We start from the raw sequence: 18,252 nt of genomic DNA on the forward strand, positions 1-18,252 counted from the left end.
TAGTTTCACTTTATATAGAGGGATTAGAGTAGTTTCTCTTAGAATGCCTATGATAGAATATATAGGGTGAAAGAGAGAGATTACAGATGTCAATGATGTTAATGGAGAATCAATAGAATGAATCGAAGAAAATAATGTGACGGAGCGTGAGAATCTTGAATGAAGTTGTACAAGTTCCTGTTACGGATGTAAAGGGAATCGGAGGAGAAACATCTGAGTTATTACACGAGATGGGAATTTATACAGTTTCTCATCTATTAGAACATTTTCCGTACCGTTATGAAGACTATGCGATGAAAGATCTTGCTGAAGTAAAGCATGATGAGCGTGTGACGGTTGAAGGGAAAGTACATAGTGCTCCTTTACTTCAATACTATGGAAAGAAAAAGTCGCGTCTTACAGTTCGTGTTCTTGTCGGGCGTTATTTAATTACAGCCGTATGTTTTAATAGACCCTATTATAAACAAAAGTTAAAGCTAGATGAAACGGTAACGATTACTGGTAAATGGGATCAGCATCGCCAAACGATCGCTGTATCAGAACTTCATTTTGGACCGGCTGTGCGTCAACAAGAAGTAGAGCCAGTATATTCAGTGAAAGGGAAGTTGACAGTAAAGCAGGTGCGCCGTTTTATTGCCCAGGCTTTAAAGGAATATGGAGACTCTATAATTGAAGTGTTACCTGACGGTTTGTTAAGTAGGTATAAGTTATTACCACGTTATGAAGCACTCAAAGCGTTACATTTTCCAGTGGGACAGGAAGACTTAAAGCAAGCACGGCGCCGTTTTGTATATGAGGAGTTTTTCTTGTTCCAGTTGAAAATGCAAACATTACGGAAAATGGAAAGGGAAAATTCAAAGGGCACGAAAAAAGAAATTTCATCAGTAGAATTGCAAGAGTTTACTGATGCACTTCCGTTTCCGTTAACTGGCGCACAAAGCCGGGTTGTAGATGAAATAATGAAAGATATGACATCTCCCTATCGCATGAATCGATTATTGCAAGGGGATGTAGGTTCTGGGAAAACAGTTGTTGCTGCGATTGCACTTTATGGAGCGAAATTAGCTCATTATCAAGGTGCTATGATGGTTCCTACGGAAATTTTAGCTGAACAACATTATCAGTCGCTCGCTGAGACGTTTTCACATTTTGGTATGAAGGTTGAACTGCTAACAAGTTCTGTTAAAGGTGCGAGACGTCGAGAGATTTTGGCGAGATTAGAGCAAGGAGAAGTAGATATCCTTGTTGGGACGCACGCTTTAATTCAAGGTGAAGTTATATTTCATAGGTTAGGTCTCGTTATTACGGATGAACAGCATCGATTTGGTGTAGCGCAGCGCCGGGTTTTACGTGAGAAAGGCGAAAGTCCAGATGTGTTGTTTATGACGGCGACCCCAATCCCGCGTACGTTAGCTATCACTGCATTTGGAGAGATGGACGTTTCTATTATCGATGAAATGCCAGCTGGTAGAAAGGTGATCGAAACGTATTGGGCAAAACATGATATGTTAGATCGCGTTCTCGGTTTTGTGGAGAAAGAGATCAAAAAAGGAAGACAGGCATATGTTATTTGTCCTCTAATTGAAGAGTCTGAGAAGTTGGATGTACAAAATGCTATCGACTTACATAGTATGCTGACTCATCATTATCAAGGGAAATGCCAAGTTGGATTAATGCATGGGAGACTATCATCTCAAGAAAAAGAAGAGATAATGGGACAGTTTAGTGAAAATAAAGTGCAAATTCTTGTATCGACAACAGTTGTTGAAGTAGGTGTGAATGTACCGAATGCGACTGTTATGGTTATTTATGACGCGGAGCGTTTCGGTTTATCGCAGCTTCATCAGCTTAGGGGGCGCGTTGGGCGTGGTAGTGAACAATCGTATTGTTTATTAATTGCGGACCCGAAATCAGAAACGGGAAAAGAAAGAATGCGCATTATGACTGAAACAAATGATGGATTTGTATTGTCAGAAAAAGATTTAGAGTTACGAGGTCCTGGAGATTTCTTTGGAAGTAAGCAAAGTGGTCTACCAGAGTTTAAGGTTGCTGATATGGTACATGATTATCGAGCGTTAGAAACAGCGAGACAAGATGCGGCGATACTAGTTGATTCAGAAGCGTTTTGGCACAATGATCAGTATGCTTCGTTGCGTACTTATCTTGACGGAACAGGTGTGTTCCAGGGAGAGAAGCTCGACTAAGAGTAGTCTGCAAAAGTTTTTGTTGCATTCTACTTTTAATGATTATATACTACTGTTAGTACCTAGTCATAAAAATGGATGGTGCGGTATGAAAAAAAGAAGAAGTAAAAAAGAAAGACAAGAATTATTACAACAAACAATAGAAACGAATCCTTTTATAACGGATGAAGATTTAGCGGAAAAATTTCAAGTGAGCATACAAACTGTTCGTCTTGATCGTATGGAATTATCTATTCCTGAATTAAGAGAACGAATTAAGCATGTGGCTACAAAACAACATGAAGAAGATGTGAAATCTTTACCGTTAGAAGAGGTTGTCGGAGAAATTATCGATATAGAATTAGATAGACATGCGATTTCTATCTTTGAAGTAAAGGTAGAACATGTATTTAAAAGAAATCAAATTGCTCGTGGGCATCATTTGTTTGCGCAAGCAAACTCACTAGCTGTTGCAGTTATTGATGAAGAATTAGCTTTAACTGCAAAGTCTACCATTCGATACATTCGTCCTGTAAAATTAGGAGAACGTGTTGTTGCAAAAGCACGTGTTGAAGATGTAGAGAATGATAAAGGACGGACGGTTGTCAAAGTGCGTAGCTTTGTTGGAGAAGAACTTGTTTTTACAGGCACTTTTGAAATGTATCGATCTAGTAATTATAGTGAGGAAGGTAACAACTTATGAAAATCGCAATAGATGCAATGGGCGGCGATCATGCTCCAAAGGCTGTAGTATTAGGAGCAATGAAAGCTATTAAGGAATACTCAGATTTACATATTACGTTAGTAGGGAAAGAAGAGGAAATTCGTCAATACTTAACGAGTGAAGAGCGAATTACTATACTTCATACAGACGAAAAAATCGAATCGACAGATGAACCAGTAAGAGCGGTTCGCCGAAAAAAACAAGCTTCAATGGTACTAGCAGCAGAGCAAGTGAAGAACGGCGTAGCGGATGCTTGTATCTCAGCAGGAAGTACAGGAGCTTTAATGGCAGCTGGATTGTTTGTTGTTGGTCGTATGGAAGGAATTGAACGACCAGCTTTATCACCTACAATGCCAACTGTTGATGGAGAAGGCTTTGTGATGTTAGATGTTGGAGCAAACGTTGATGCAAAACCAATTCATTTATATCAATATGCAGTAATGGGCTCTGTTTATGCAGAGAAGGTAAGAGGAATTAAAAATCCTCGCGTTGGACTTTTAAACGTTGGGACAGAGGATGGCAAAGGAAACGAGCTTTCAAAACAAGTCTTTGCTATGCTCAAGGATGCACCAATTAATTTTGTTGGAAACGTTGAATCAAGAGACTTATTGCAAGGTGTAGCAGATGTTGTTGTATGTGATGGTTTTACAGGTAACGTAGCTCTAAAATCATTAGAAGGAACAGCACTTGCATTATTCTCTATGTTAAAAGAGCAATTAATGAGTTCGTTTACGAGCAAATTAGCAGCAGCGGTATTAAAACCAAAACTTATGGTATTAAAAGATAAAATGGATTATTCGGAGTATGGAGGAGCGGCATTGTTTGGCTTAAAAGCTCCTGTCATTAAGGCTCATGGTTCTTCAAATGACCAATCGATATTTAGTGCGATTCGTCAAACAAGAGAAATGGTAGCGAAAGAAGTAATTCCTACAATTTCAAGTGTAATGGAGAAAGAGCCGCTTCAATAAGAGGAGGATTTGAAATGGGAAAACTAGCATTTCTTTTTCCGGGCCAAGGTTCACAGGCAGTTGGAATGGGTAGACAGTTAGCGGAGAATAATAACGAAGTTGCGAAAGTGTTTGCGAAAGCGGATGAGGTGCTGCAAGATTCACTGTCAGAAGTGATTTTTGAAGGGCCACAGGAAAAGCTAACATTAACGACAAATGCGCAACCTGCTTTATTAACAACGAGTTTTGCAATTTTAACAGCTTTGAATGAGTATGATATTACACCAGATTTTGTCGCGGGACATAGTTTAGGTGAATATAGCGCTCTTGTAGCAGCGGGTGCATTAACTTTTGAAGATGCTGTATATGCTGTAAGGAAACGTGGGGAATATATGGAAGAAGCAGTTCCGGGTGGGGAAGGTGCGATGGCAGCTATTTTAGGTGCTGATCCGGAAATGCTGAAACAAGTTACAGAAGAAGTAACAAGTGAAGGATATGCGGTGCAAATTGCTAATATGAATAGCACGAAGCAAATTGTTATTTCTGGAACAAATCAAGGAGTAGAACTTGCTTCTCAAAGAGCGAAAGAAAATGGTGCTAAAAGAGCAATTCCTCTTAAAGTAAGTGGACCATTTCATTCCTCACTTATGAAGCCAGCTGCTGAGAGATTCCAAAGTGTTTTAAATGAAATTACAATTCAAGACACAAATATTCCTGTTATTGCAAATGTTACAGCGGACGTTATTACACGTGGTACAGATATTAAAGAAAAGCTGATTGAACAGCTCTATTCGCCTGTATTATGGTATCCATCCATTGAGTATATGGTGAATCAAGGGGTAGATACATTTATTGAAATCGGCCCTGGAAAAGTACTTGCTGGTCTTATGAAGTCGATTGACTCTTCTGTGAAAGCATATGCGATATATGACGAAGAGACATTAAAAGATACCATTTCAAATTTGAGAGGAGAAAACTGATGTTAAAAGGGAAAGTAGCATTAGTAACTGGCGCTTCACGTGGAATTGGTCGTGCGATTGCGATTGATTTAGCGAAACAAGGGGCAAATGTGGTAGTAAATTATGCTGGTAATGAGCAAAAGGCGAATGAAGTAGTCGATGAAATAAAGAAATTAGGTTCAGATGCTATTGCAGTAAGAGCAGATGTTGCAAATGCTGAAGATGTTACGAATATGGTGAAACAAACTGTAGATACGTTTGGACAAGTAGATATTCTTGTAAATAACGCTGGTGTAACAAAAGATAATTTATTAATGCGTATGAAAGAAGAAGAATGGGATACAGTTATTAATACAAACTTAAAAGGTGTATTCTTATGTACGAAGGCAGTATCTCGTTATATGATGCGTCAACGTCATGGACGTATTATTAATATCGCTTCTGTTGTTGGAGTAACAGGAAACCCAGGACAAGCAAACTATGTTGCTGCTAAAGCTGGTGTAATTGGATTAACAAAAACATCAGCAAAAGAATTAGCGAGCCGAAATATTACTGTAAATGCAATTGCTCCAGGGTTTATTGCGACTGATATGACGGATGTATTAGATGAAAATATAAAAGCCGAAATGTTAAAGTTAATTCCTGCAGCTCAGTTTGGTGAAGCGCAAGATATCGCAAATACTGTAACGTTTTTTGCTTCTGATCAAAGCAAATATATTACAGGACAAACGCTAAATGTTGATGGCGGAATGGTAATGTAATAAAAGAATCGATTTCACCTAGTTTTTTTGGACAATATTTTATATAATATTTGAGGGGAGGTGAATGGAATGGCAGATGTTTTAGAGCGTGTAACAAAAATCATCGTTGATCGTTTAGGTGTAGAAGAAACTGAAGTAGTACCAGCTGCGAGCTTTAAAGAAGATTTAGGCGCAGACTCCCTAGATGTAGTAGAACTTGTAATGCAATTGGAAGATGAATTCGAAATGGAAATTTCTGATGAAGATGCTGAAAAGATTGCTACTGTTGGCGATGCTGTGACTTACATAGAGAGTCATCTATAATGCTTAAGTGAAGTCCCGTTTTTTAGCGGGGCTTCTCGGCTTATATCTGGAGGGACCTATGCCGTACCGAAAACATAGAGAAAAAAAGTATGAAACAAAATATCGTGAAGCGTTTAAAGTATTTCAAGAAGAGATAGGTATTACGTTTTCAGATGAAAAATTATTGATTCAAGCATTTACGCATTCATCGTATGTGAATGAGCATCGAAAAAAACCGCATGAGGACAATGAGCGTCTTGAATTTCTTGGTGATGCTGTATTGGAACTCACTGTATCACAGTATCTGTTTCAAAAATATCCGACAATGAGCGAAGGAGAGTTAACAAAACTACGTGCAGCTATTGTATGTGAGCCATCTCTTGTTCGTTTTGCAAACGAATTGTCATTTGGTAGCCTTGTTTTATTAGGGAAAGGTGAGGAAATGACGGGTGGACGTGAACGACCAGCTTTATTAGCGGATGTCTTTGAAGCGTTTATTGGTGCCCTTTATCTTGATCAAGGGCTTGAAACAGTTTGGGGATTTTTAAAAGAAGTTGTATATCCGAAAATTAATGAAGGTGCTTTTTCTCATGTGATGGATTATAAGAGTCAATTGCAAGAATTGATTCAGCGTGATGGTAGTGGTAACGTTGAGTATCAAATTTTGCAAGAAAAAGGACCGGCCCATAACCGAGAATTTGTGTCACGTGTTACGTTAAATAACGTGGCTTTAGGTCTTGGTAGTGGCAAGTCGAAAAAAGAAGCAGAGCAACAAGCTGCTGCAGAAGCATTGAAAAAATTAAAAGAACAACTATAAGGAATCCCCCTTTGAATGAGGGGGATTCCTTATGCATAGAATGAAACTTTCCTTTTGTTTATAAATAAAAGGAGTGGGAAATCCGTATAGTAGCTTGTTTTCGTACAGACAATGTTTACAACAACGGAGAATAGGAGGAAGGCCTTTCGTGTTTTTAAAAAGATTAGAAATAGCAGGATTTAAATCTTTTGCTGAGCGTGTATCTGTCGATTTTGTTCCAGGTGTAACTTCTGTAGTAGGACCTAACGGGAGCGGGAAAAGTAATATTACTGATGCGATTCGCTGGGTACTTGGTGAACAATCTGCAAAGTCATTACGCGGTGCGAAAATGGAGGATATTATTTTTGCAGGTAGTGATACGAGAAGAGCGGTTAATATTGCTGAAGTAACATTAACTTTAAATAATGAAGACCAACGATTACCGATTGAATATAACGAGGTGTGTGTAACACGTCGTGTATCTCGTTCGGGTGATAGTGATTTTTATATTAATAAACAATCTTGTAGATTGAAAGATATTATTGATTTATTTATGGACTCTGGTATGGGAAGAGAAGCTTTTTCAATTATTAGCCAGGGGAAAGTCGAAGAGATTTTAAGTAGTAAATCGGAAGAACGTCGAGGGGTATTTGAGGAAGCTGCGGGTGTGCTGAAATACAAACTTCGTAAAAAGAAAGCTGAAGGGAAATTAGCAGAAACACAAGAAAACTTAAATCGTGTGCAAGATATTATACATGAATTGAGTAGTCAAGTAGAACCACTAGAAAGACAAGCTTCTATAGCGAAAGATTTTCTTGAGAAAAAAGAAGAATTAGAAAAAGTAGAAGCGGCGCTTATTGTACATGAAATTGAAGAATTACATGAAAAATGGGAAGCGCTTCGAAATCAATTTGGGCATAATAAAGATGAAGAAGTGAAGATGTCGACGAATTTACAAAAAAGTGAAGAAGAGCTTGAGGAATTACGTGGACAATTACAAGCGGTTGATGAATCTGTAAACTCCTTACAAGAAGTTCTTCTTCTTTCTAGTAAAGAACTAGAGAAACTAGAAGGGCAGCGTGAGTTGTTAAAGGAAAGAAAGCAAAATGCGACGACGCATTGTGCGCAGCTCGAAAAGCTAATTGTTGAATTGGTAGAGAAAGCTAAAAGTTATGATGGCGAAATTGAAACAAGTACCGAAGCGTTAATGCAATTTGTGAATCAAGTAAAAGAGTTGGAGAAGAAATTGCATGATAATGAGCAACTACTTGCAACTTTTGCCGTGAATCTAGAGGAACAGATTGAGAATTTAAAAGGTGATTATATTGAACTTTTAAATCAACAAGCAAGTCTTCGTAATGAATTATCTATGATTGAAGAACAATCTAAACAGCAAAATTCTAAAAATGAACGCCTTGATGAAGAAAATGAAAAATATGTACAGATGCGTATGGAAATTACAGCGAAAAAAGCGAAACTTGTAGAAAGTTATGAGCAAGTGAAGGAGAAAGTAGCTGGCATTATTTCTAACATACAGAAGACAGAAACGGCACTTGGGAAATGTAAGTCTCAGTATAGTGAAAATGAAACGAAACTGTATCAAGCGTATCAATTTGTGCAACAGGCGCGTTCTCGAAAAGAAATGCTAGAAGAAATGCAAGAGGACTATTCTGGTTTCTATCAAGGGGTACGTGAAGTATTAAAGGCTAGAGAAAATAGATTGCAAGGTATCGAGGGAGCTGTTGCAGAACTTCTGACTGTGCCGAAAGAATATGAAATTGCAATGGAAATCGCCCTTGGGGCAGCGATGCAACATATCGTAGTACAAACAGAAGAACATGCACGTAATGCAATTACATTTTTAAAGCAAAATAAACATGGTCGTGCAACGTTTTTACCTCAAGCTGTTATTAAAAGTAGATCGTTATCATTTGAACAATTACGCATTGTGAATCAACATCCAGCGTTTGTTGGTGTGGCGGCAGAACTTGTGCAGTACAACAATAAATATGAGAATGTAGTTTCAAGCCTATTAGGTACTGTTGTTGTTGCGAAAGATTTACGGGGTGCAAATGAATTAGCGAAACAATTACAATATCGCTATCGTATTGTAACGCTTGAAGGTGACGTAGTAAATCCTGGCGGTTCTATGACTGGTGGAGCTGTAAAACAGGCGAAATCTTCTTTATTAGGGCGCCAGCGTGAACTTGAAGAATGGACTAAAAAGCTAGCTGATATGGAAGAAAAAACAACGAAGCTGGAAAACTTTGTTAAAGCAGTAAAGCAAGAGATTCAAGAAAAAGAAGTGAAAATACGCGAACTACGCCAAGGCGTAGAAACCGAGCGTGTAGATGAACAAAAATTAAGAGAAGAAATTAATCGATTAGAATTAGAAGAGCATCGAATTAACGATCGTTTATCTATATACGATTTAGAGATAGAAGGATTTTTACAAGATCAAGTGAAAATGCAAGGGCGAAAAGGAGAGTTAGAAAAGATTTTAGCAACTCTTCAAGCGGAAATCTCGGAATTAGATGGCAAAATCGTCGCATTAACGAAACAAAAAAGTGAGCAACATTCTTCAAAAGAAAAAGTTCAGAAGGAAATGACTGAGCTAAAAGTACAAGCAGCTGAACAACAACAACGTTTATCAAATCAAAAAGAAAAAGTTGAACGATTGACGAAGGAAAAAGAAGAGACTGATACGACACTTGTAAAAACGAAAGAAGATTTAGCGTTCTTAAAACAAGAGATGACGTCTAATTCAAGTGGCGAAGACCAAATTACGAATATGATAGAGAAGAAAGCATATGATCGTAATCAAACTTCGGATTTAATTCGTTCGCGTCGTGAACAACGCGTATCATTGCAAGAGAGAGTGGAGCATTTAGAGCGCGGTGTGAAAGAAACAATAGGTAAACATAAATATATTCTTGAGATGTTGAAAGATCAAGAAGTGAAAATTAACCGACTTGATGTAGAGTTGGAAAATAGATTGCAGCATTTACGTGAAACATATACTATTTCATTTGAAGCAGCAAAACTGAAGTATACAATGACGATGCCTGCAGAAGATGCGCGTAAAAAGGTGAAATTAATTAAACTATCCATTGAAGAGCTAGGCGCAGTAAACTTAGGGGCAATTGATGAATACGAACGTGTAGCAGAACGTCACACATTCTTACTAGAGCAAAGAGATGACCTGGAAGAAGCGAAATCGACGTTACATCAACTTATTACGGAAATGGATGAAGAGATGAAAAAACGCTTTTCTACTACATTTGAAGGAATTCGAACGGAGTTTCAATCTGTATTCTCTGAATTATTCGGAGGCGGAAGAGCGGATTTAGTAATGACAAATCCAGAAGATTTATTAAATACTGGTATTGATATTGTGGCGCAACCGCCAGGGAAGAAACTACAAAATTTAGGTTTACTTTCAGGTGGAGAGCGTGCTTTGACGGCAATTGCGCTCTTATTTGGTATTTTAAAAGTACGCCCAGTCCCATTCTGTGTGCTAGATGAAGTAGAAGCGGCTCTTGATGAGGCTAATGTTGCTCGTTTTGCGCAGTATTTAAAGAAATTTAGTGATGAAACGCAGTTTATTGTAATTACACACCGAAAAGGTACAATGGAAGAGTCTGATGTATTGTACGGTGTAACAATGCAAGAATCAGGGGTATCTAAGCTTGTTTCTGTTCGTTTAGGTGATGGCGAAGAACTTGTAGCAAGTAAATAGGAAGGATGGGAAGTATGAGCTTTTTTAAAAAATTAAAAGAAAAAATTTCAAAACAAACGGATACAGTAACAGAGAAATTTAAACAAGGATTGGAAAAAACAAGAAATTCATTTGCTGATAAAGTAAATGATTTAGTGTATCGTTATCGTAAAATAGACGAAGACTTCTTTGAGGAATTAGAAGAAATTTTAATTAGTGCAGATGTTGGAGTCTCGACAGTAATGGAATTAATTGATCAGTTGAAAGAAGAAGTGCAACGTCGTAACATTCAAGATCCAAAAGAAGTACAGGCTGTGATTTCTGAGAAGTTAGTGGGAATTTACAAAGGTGATAGTGACTTTAGCAATGAAGTTAATATACAAGAGGATCAATTAACAGTTGTTTTATTTGTTGGTGTTAATGGTGTAGGAAAAACGACGACAATTGGTAAGCTTGCACATAAATTTAAATCGGAAGGAAAGTCTGTCCTATTGGCGGCAGGAGATACATTCCGTGCTGGAGCGATTGAACAATTAGAAGTATGGGGCGATCGTGTTGGTGTAGAAGTAATTAAACAAGGATCAGGGTCTGACCCGGCGGCTGTTATGTACGATGCTGTACAGGCAGCGAAGGCTCGTAAAGTGGATGTATTGCTATGTGATACAGCAGGACGCCTGCAAAACAAAGTCAACTTAATGAAAGAGTTAGAGAAAGTGAAGCGTGTAATTGAGCGTGAAGTACCAGGAGCTCCTCATGAAGTATTACTTGTTATTGATGCAACAACAGGACAAAATGGATTAAGTCAAGCAAAAACATTCCGTGAAGCAACGAATGTTACTGGTATTGTTTTAACGAAGTTAGACGGAACTGCTAAAGGTGGTATCGTATTAGCAATTCGTAACGAGATGGATGTACCGGTGAAGTTTGTTGGACTAGGAGAGCAAATGGATGATCTGCAGCAATTTGATCCAGAACAATATGTGTATGGCTTATTCGCGAACTTGGTAGAAACTGAAGAAGTGTAAGTGAAAGAAGCGGTATTTCCGCTTCTTTTTCTATAAAAAATATGTGATGTTAAGAAAAAAACTTGACACTCTTTTATACTCCATGTAAACTAATTCATGTAAAGGGAAATCACTTAACAAAGGATGATCCAACATGCTCGAGAAAACAACGAGAATGAACTATTTATTTGATTTTTATCAATCGTTGTTAACGCAAAAACAAAGAAGTTATATGTCGCTTTATTATCTAGATGATTTATCTCTTGGTGAAATTGCGGAAGAATTTGATGTAAGCCGCCAAGCCGTGTATGATAACATTAAACGGACTGAAGCGATGCTTGAAGAATATGAAGAAAAATTAGTATTACTTCAAAAGTTTCAAGAGCGACAGCGACTTGTTGCAAAGCTAAAACAGCTAATCAGCGAAGAAGAGCATGTGAATGAAGAAATGAAACAAGTTGTTGAAGCTATCGAAAAATTAGATTAGGAGGGCGGCAATATGGCATTTGAAGGATTAGCCGACCGACTTCAACAGACAATGCAAAAAATCCGCGGCAAAGGAAAAGTTTCTGAAGCCGATGTGAAAGAAATGATGAGAGAAGTTCGTCTAGCTCTTTTAGAAGCAGATGTTAACTTTAAAGTAGTAAAAGATTTTATAAAGCGTGTGTCTGAGCGTGCTGTCGGACAAGATGTAATGAAAAGTTTGACACCTGGACAACAAGTAATTAAAATCGTACAGGAAGAACTTACAGAACTTATGGGCGGAGAGCAAAGCAAAATTGCTGTTGCTAATAAGCCACCGACTGTTATTATGATGGTTGGTCTGCAAGGTGCGGGTAAAACAACGACAACAGGTAAGCTTGCGAATTTACTTCGTAAAAAGTATAATCGTAAACCGATGCTTGTTGCAGCAGATATTTACCGTCCAGCAGCGATTAAACAGCTTGAAACATTAGGGAAGCAATTGGACATGCCTGTTTTCTCTTTAGGAGATCAAGTAAGTCCAGTTGAAATTGCGAAACAAGCGATTGCAAAAGCAAAAGAAGATCATCACGATTACGTTTTAATTGATACAGCGGGTCGCCTGCATATTGATGAAGAACTAATGGATGAATTAGCGAAAGTGAAAGAAGTTGCGAAACCGGATGAAATTTTCCTTGTTGTCGATGCGATGACAGGACAAGACGCGGTAAATGTAGCACAAAGTTTCCATGAGCAGTTAGGTTTAACAGGTGTTGTATTAACGAAATTAGATGGTGACACGCGCGGTGGTGCGGCATTATCTATTAAGGCTGTAACAAACACACCAATTAAATTTGCTGGTATGGGTGAAAAGCTAGATGCGATTGAAGCGTTCCATCCAGAACGTATGGCATCCCGTATTTTAGGGATGGGTGACGTCTTAACATTAATTGAAAAAGCGCAAGCTACAGTTGATGAAGAGAAAGCAAAAGAACTTGAGCAAAAAATGCGTACGCTTTCGTTTACGCTTGACGATTTCCTAGAACAACTTGGACAAGTGCGTCAACTTGGACCGCTTGACGAATTGTTAGGAATGCTTCCTGGTGCAAATAAAATTAAAGGGCTGAAAAATGCACAAGTTGATGAAAAACAAATTGGGCATATTGAGGCAATTATTCGTTCTATGACTAAATTAGAGCGAGAACAACCGGAAATAATCAATGCTAGTCGTAAAAAACGCATTGCCAAAGGTAGCGGTACAACTGTACAAGAAATTAATCGTCTAATCAAGCAGTTTGATGATATGAAAAAAATGATGAAGTCGATGACTGGAATGCAAAAAGGTAAGAAAAAAGGACTAGGTGGATTGAAGTTTCCATTCATGTAAGGAAAAAAAGATGGCTCTGTTAAGAAAAAATACTTTACAAAGCAATAGTCTTTTTGCTAATATAATTATCTGTGTGAAATAAATTCGGAGGTGCTTTATAAATGGCAGTTAAAATTCGTTTAAAACGTATGGGAGCTAAAAAAACTCCTTTCTATCGTGTAGTTGTTGCAGATTCTCGTTCTCCTCGTGACGGACGTTTCATTGAGGAAATCGGTACTTACAATCCGGTTGCTCAACCAGCTGAAGTTAAGATCAACGAAGAAGCAGCATTAAAATGGTTAGGAAACGGTGCTAAACCATCTGATACAGTTCGTAACCTATTCTCTAACCAAGGTATCATGGAGAAATTCCACTTATCTAAACAAGGTAAGTAATTGAGGCAATGACTATGAAGAAGTTAGTCGAGACGATTGTCAAGCCTCTTGTCGATCATCCTGAAGATGTAAAAGTTACACAGGAACTTTGCAACGGAGAGATAAAGTATCGATTAACTGTACATCCTGAGGATGTTGGAAAAGTCATTGGAAAGCAAGGGAAGGTTGCGAAAGCAATTCGAATGCTCTTGTATTCAGTGGGACATCATAATGATGAAAAAGTAACACTGGAAATTCAATAAACGTAAAAAGGGCGAGGAGTTAATTCCTCTCCCTTTTTTAACATTTAAAGAGAAGTTGCATGTTCCATATATGAAATGGAGATGCTTAATTTATATAGAAACCAGGGGTGACATACTATTTATGACAAAATGGTTTAACGTAGGGAAAATTGTAAATACTCATGGCGTAAGAGGAGAAATTCGTGTAATTTCTCGTACTGATTTTCCGGAAGAGCGATATAAAGTAGGAAACACGTTATACATATGTAATGAGAAAGGTACAGACTATCTTCCAGTGAAGGTAACTTCTCATCGTCAACATAAGACATTTGATTTATTAACACTTGAAGGATACAACAATGTAGATGAAGTAGAGAAGTTGAAAGGTTCTTTAATAAAAGTACCAGAAGAGCAGTTAGGCGAACTAGCTGAAGGTGAATACTACTATCATGAAATTATTGGTTGCAGTGTTGTAACGGAAGAAGGAGAAGCGTTAGGAACGATCAAAGAGATCTTATCTCCTGGTGCGAATGATGTATGGGTGATTAAACGTCCAAAGGGTCAAGATCTTTTAATTCCTTATATTGATGACGTTGTGCTTCAAGTTAACATTGAGAATAAATTAGTAACCATTCATGTAATGGAAGGGTTGCTATAATGAAAATTGACATTTTAACATTGTTTCCAGATATGTTTACGGGTGTGTTTGGGTCTTCAATTTTAAAGAAAGCACAAGAAAAAGAAGCGGTAGAGCTTCGTGTTGTCAATTTCCGTGATTATACAACTAGCAAGCATAATAGTGTAGATGATTATCCGTATGGTGGGGGCGCTGGGATGGTATTAACCCCTCAGCCTATCTTTGATGCGGTGGAAGAGTTAACGAAGGAAACAGACCGTAAACCGAGAATCGTCTTAATGTGTCCACAAGGAGAGCGTTTTACGCAGAGGAAGGCAGAAGAGCTTGCTGAAGAAGAGCATGTTATTTTTGTATGTGGCCATTATGAAGGGTACGATGAACGAATTCGTGAACATCTTGTAACAGATGAGATTTCTATTGGTGATTACGTATTGACGGGTGGAGAACTAGCCTCAATGGTAATTACTGATAGTGTTGTACGTCTCCTGCCAGGAGTACTAGGGAATCAAACGTCACAAGTGGAAGACTCTTTTAGCACAGGTTTGTTAGAACACCCACACTATACACGTCCTGCTGATTTTCGTGGTATGAAGGTACCGGATGTATTAATGTCAGGAAATCATAAAAACATTGATGAATGGCGCCATAAAGAATCCTTGCGTCGTACGTATACGCGTAGACCAGATTTACTAGAAGAGCGAGAATTATCTAAGCAGGAAGAGAAATGGCTGGAGCAAATTAAAAAAGACCAATAAGGGCTTGATATATTTTCTATTGCAACAGTCCTAGCAATATGCTATTATAACATTTGTGCTACTGAAATCAGTAGCCGTATTAACGATGTTCCGCTGTAATTTATTAAGACTTTATAAGAGCATCTGTTTAAAGGAGAGAATTTAATATGCAACAATTAATCGCAGAAATTACAAAAGGCCAATTAAAAACTGACCTTCCTTCATTCCGTCCTGGAGACACTTTACGTGTACACGTAAAAGTAGTTGAGGGAACTCGTGAAAGAATTCAGCTTTTCGAAGGTGTTGTAATCAAACGTCGTGGTGGCGGAATCAGTGAAACATTCACAGTTCGTAAGATTTCTTACGGCGTAGGTGTTGAGCGTACATTCCCAGTTCACACGCCAAGAATCGCGAACATCGAAGTACTTCGCCGTGGTAAAGTACGTCGTGCTAAGTTATACTACTTACGTAACCTTCGCGGTAAAAAAGCACGTATTAAAGAAATTCGATAAGACATGTATGGGAGCTTGTAAATACACAAGCTCCCTTTTTCCAATCTATATAAAATTTTGATATAATACGAGCAGCTTACATAACTGTGGAGGGGAAATGCATGAAGAAAGAAAAGAGTTCACTTTGGGAATGGATCAAAGCAATTTTGATTGCTATTGTATTAGCGGGCGTTATTAGGCAGTTTTTCTTTGCGCCAATTCTCGTAGATGGTGTATCGATGTCACCAACTTTACATGACCGTGATCGAATGATTGTTAATAAAATAGGTTATCACATAGGTGATCCGAAGCGCTTTGATATTATTGTATTTCGAGCGACGGAAGAAAAAGATTATATTAAGCGTATTATCGGCCTACCAGGCGATGAAATCGAATATCGTAATGATAAACTATACGTTAATGGAAAAGCTTATGAGGAGCCGTACTTAGACAAACAGAAAAAACAAATTTCTGACGGACCGCTTACATATGATTTTACTCTTGAAGAAATGACTGGAAAGAAAACTGTTCCAGAAGGTCAATTATTTGTTTTAGGTGATAATCGCCGTTTTAGTAAAGATAGCCGGACGATTGGTACAATTTCAGTGGACCAAGTAATTGGTAATGCAAATATGTTATATTGGCCGTTAAAAGATGCACGTATTGTGAAATAACAGAAAAAGAAGGTGGCAACATGGCAATTCAATGGTTCCCAGGACATATGGCAAAGGCTAGACGCCAAGTAACAGAAAAATTAAAGTTAATCGATGTTGTAATTGAGCTTGTAGATGCTCGATTACCTTTATCTTCTCGAAATCCGATGATTGATGAAATTATTACACATAAACCGAGGTTGGTTGTTTTAAATAAGGCGGATATGGCAGATGATCGTTTAACGAAACAATGGATCGCATATTTTAAAGAAAAGGGCCATAAGGCAATTTCAATTAATGCACAAGCTGGACAAGGTATGAAAGAAATTGCAGCAGCTTGTAAAATCCTTGTTAAAGAAAAATTCGATAAAATGGTTGCTAAAGGTATTAGACCGAGAGCGATTCGTGCTTTAATCGTAGGTATTCCAAATGTTGGTAAATCTACTTTGATTAATAAATTAGCGAAGAAAAATATCGCGAAAACAGGAGATCGTCCTGGAGTAACTACGGCTCAGCAGTGGATTAAAGTTGGAAAAGAAATGGAGTTACTTGATACACCAGGTATTTTGTGGCCTAAATTTGAAGATCAATTAGTTGGTTTACGTCTAGCTACGACTGGTGCAATTAAAGACTCTATTTTAAATCTACAAGATGTAGCTGTTTATGCATTACGTTTTATGGAGAAACATTATCCAGAACGATTAAAAGAGCGATATAATTTAAATGACATTCCAGAAGATATTGTGGAGTTATTTGATGCAATCGGAAAAAACAGAGGTTGCCTAATGGGCGGCGGCATGATTGACTATGATAAAACATCTGAACTTATACTTCGTGAGCTTCGTGGTGGTAAACTTGGGAAAATGACGTTTGAAACACCAGAAGAGTTTGCAGAGCAGGTAGAAGATGTGGAGAAAGTAGAAGAAGTATAAGACGTGCGTATGTGCGTCTTTTCTTTTTGGATACGTTTAAAAAGGAGTATAGATAGATGCAAAAAATGACTATACAAGAAGCCGAATGTTTGCTAAAAGAAATTATAAATGAAGAAGATGAACGTTTTCAAATGTTAGTGAAAGACGAGAGAAAAGGTGTTCAAAAATTAATTTTGAAGTGGTATAAACAAAAAGAGTTAGCACACAAGGAAAAAGAGAAATTTCTAGAAATGTCTAAGTATGAACATGCTTTGCGTGAAAAAGGAATCACGTATATTGCGGGCATTGATGAAGTGGGACGAGGACCGTTAGCTGGACCTGTTGTGACAGCTGCTGTTGTCCTTCCGGAAGAGTTTTATATTCCAGGGTTAAATGACTCGAAAAAGTTGAGTGAAGCGAAACGAGAGCGTTTTTATGATGAAATTAAAGAGCATGCGATTGCAATTGGAGTTGGAATTGTATCACCACAAATTATTGATGAAATCAATATTTATCAAGCAACGAAGCAAGCGATGTTAGATGCAGTTGCCAATTTATCATGTACACCAGAATATTTATTAATCGATGCGATGAAGTTGCCTACATCAATTCCACAAACATCAATCATTAAAGGTGATGCGAAAAGTATATCTATTTCAGCTGCATCTATTATTGCGAAAGTGACAAGAGATCGTATGATGAAAGAGTTAGGTAAAAAGTATCCTGCATATGGATTTGAACAACATATGGGATATGGGACGAAACAGCATTTAGAAGCGATTGAATCACATGGAGTGTTAGAGGAACATCGGAAATCATTTGCGCCAATTAAAGATATGATTTAAAAATAAGCTGTGAATATACAGCTTATTTTTTTATTTTGGTATATGAACATTATTATTTTCAAAAAAGAATAAAGCGATTTCAGTTTTCTGACACTTTATTGTAGACAGCGTGCCAATCATCTTATACAATGGCAATGTGATGTTTTTTAAACATTAAAAAACT

19 protein-coding genes are annotated in these 18,252 nt (G+C 37.8%); all 19 read left to right on the forward strand.

What is annotated here, in order from left to right:
• Positions 1-155: 155 nt before the first annotated feature.
• Entirely contained in the window at positions 156-2,204 is a 2,049-nt protein-coding gene (recG, locus tag Q3V31_RS07910; RefSeq protein WP_090813323.1) for an ATP-dependent DNA helicase RecG, read from the forward strand.
• A gap of 88 nt (positions 2,205-2,292) precedes the next feature.
• Positions 2,293-2,886 (forward strand): transcription factor FapR, encoded by a 594-nt coding sequence (gene fapR, locus Q3V31_RS07915; RefSeq protein ID WP_000747352.1) that lies wholly within the window; start codon positions 2,293-2,295, stop codon positions 2,884-2,886.
• Positions 2,883-3,875 carry a phosphate acyltransferase PlsX gene (plsX, locus tag Q3V31_RS07920; RefSeq protein WP_000684105.1) on the forward strand — a complete coding sequence of 331 codons (993 nt, stop codon included), beginning with the start codon at positions 2,883-2,885 and terminating at the stop codon, positions 3,873-3,875. The genes fapR and plsX overlap by 4 nt, the downstream gene beginning before the upstream one ends.
• A gap of 14 nt (positions 3,876-3,889) precedes the next feature.
• Positions 3,890-4,834, forward strand: coding sequence for an ACP S-malonyltransferase (fabD, locus tag Q3V31_RS07925; protein ID WP_000516964.1), 945 nt, complete (start codon positions 3,890-3,892; stop codon positions 4,832-4,834).
• Complete coding sequence (gene fabG / locus Q3V31_RS07930; RefSeq protein WP_000911778.1) at positions 4,834-5,574, forward strand: 3-oxoacyl-[acyl-carrier-protein] reductase; 741 nt, start codon at positions 4,834-4,836, stop codon at positions 5,572-5,574. Before fabD ends, fabG begins: the two co-directional genes overlap by 1 nt.
• 69 nt (positions 5,575-5,643) lie before the next feature.
• A complete protein-coding gene (gene acpP / locus Q3V31_RS07935) occupies positions 5,644-5,877 on the forward strand; it encodes an acyl carrier protein (RefSeq protein ID WP_000786062.1) in 234 nt (77 codons plus the stop codon).
• A gap of 58 nt (positions 5,878-5,935) precedes the next feature.
• Positions 5,936-6,673 carry a ribonuclease III gene (gene rncS, locus Q3V31_RS07940; protein ID WP_001146869.1) on the forward strand — a complete coding sequence of 246 codons (738 nt, stop codon included), beginning with the start codon at positions 5,936-5,938 and terminating at the stop codon, positions 6,671-6,673.
• A gap of 148 nt (positions 6,674-6,821) precedes the next feature.
• The gene (gene smc, locus Q3V31_RS07945) at positions 6,822-10,391 is read left to right on the forward strand and encodes a chromosome segregation protein SMC (protein ID WP_000478958.1); all 3,570 of its coding nucleotides are present in this window, start codon (positions 6,822-6,824) and stop codon (positions 10,389-10,391) included.
• A gap of 14 nt (positions 10,392-10,405) precedes the next feature.
• Positions 10,406-11,395, forward strand: coding sequence for a signal recognition particle-docking protein FtsY (gene ftsY / locus Q3V31_RS07950; protein WP_000007653.1), 990 nt, complete (start codon positions 10,406-10,408; stop codon positions 11,393-11,395).
• Positions 11,396-11,528: 133 nt separating this feature from the next.
• Positions 11,529-11,861, forward strand: a complete 333-nt coding sequence (locus tag Q3V31_RS07955) for a putative DNA-binding protein (protein ID WP_000891062.1) — start codon at positions 11,529-11,531, stop codon at positions 11,859-11,861.
• A 12-nt stretch (positions 11,862-11,873) separates the two neighbouring features.
• Positions 11,874-13,223 (forward strand): signal recognition particle protein, encoded by a 1,350-nt coding sequence (gene ffh, locus Q3V31_RS07960; protein ID WP_000863455.1) that lies wholly within the window; start codon positions 11,874-11,876, stop codon positions 13,221-13,223.
• A gap of 101 nt (positions 13,224-13,324) precedes the next feature.
• Positions 13,325-13,597: a 30S ribosomal protein S16 gene (rpsP, locus tag Q3V31_RS07965; protein WP_000268750.1), complete on the forward strand. Its 273-nt coding sequence runs from the start codon at positions 13,325-13,327 to the stop codon at positions 13,595-13,597.
• Positions 13,598-13,611: 14 nt separating this feature from the next.
• Positions 13,612-13,839 carry a KH domain-containing protein gene (locus Q3V31_RS07970; RefSeq protein ID WP_000737392.1) on the forward strand — a complete coding sequence of 76 codons (228 nt, stop codon included), beginning with the start codon at positions 13,612-13,614 and terminating at the stop codon, positions 13,837-13,839.
• Between the two features lie 121 nt (positions 13,840-13,960).
• Entirely contained in the window at positions 13,961-14,476 is a 516-nt protein-coding gene (gene rimM, locus Q3V31_RS07975) for a ribosome maturation factor RimM (protein WP_000170271.1), read from the forward strand.
• Positions 14,476-15,210 (forward strand): tRNA (guanosine(37)-N1)-methyltransferase TrmD, encoded by a 735-nt coding sequence (trmD, locus tag Q3V31_RS07980; protein ID WP_000686893.1) that lies wholly within the window; start codon positions 14,476-14,478, stop codon positions 15,208-15,210. The genes rimM and trmD overlap by 1 nt, the downstream gene beginning before the upstream one ends.
• Before the next feature lie 146 nt (positions 15,211-15,356).
• Positions 15,357-15,701 carry a 50S ribosomal protein L19 gene (gene rplS / locus Q3V31_RS07985; protein WP_001186517.1) on the forward strand — a complete coding sequence of 115 codons (345 nt, stop codon included), beginning with the start codon at positions 15,357-15,359 and terminating at the stop codon, positions 15,699-15,701.
• Between the two features lie 101 nt (positions 15,702-15,802).
• Positions 15,803-16,354, forward strand: a complete 552-nt coding sequence (gene lepB / locus Q3V31_RS07990; RefSeq protein ID WP_000711850.1) for a signal peptidase I — start codon at positions 15,803-15,805, stop codon at positions 16,352-16,354.
• A 20-nt stretch (positions 16,355-16,374) separates the two neighbouring features.
• Complete coding sequence (gene ylqF / locus Q3V31_RS07995; protein ID WP_001007645.1) at positions 16,375-17,265, forward strand: ribosome biogenesis GTPase YlqF; 891 nt, start codon at positions 16,375-16,377, stop codon at positions 17,263-17,265.
• A gap of 56 nt (positions 17,266-17,321) precedes the next feature.
• Complete coding sequence (locus Q3V31_RS08000; protein WP_001171124.1) at positions 17,322-18,089, forward strand: ribonuclease HII; 768 nt, start codon at positions 17,322-17,324, stop codon at positions 18,087-18,089.
• Positions 18,090-18,252 lie beyond the last annotated feature (163 nt).

It is taken from the genome of Bacillus nitratireducens (assembly GCF_036320425.1).
Lineage (GTDB): Bacteria > Bacillota > Bacilli > Bacillales > Bacillaceae_G > Bacillus_A > Bacillus_A nitratireducens.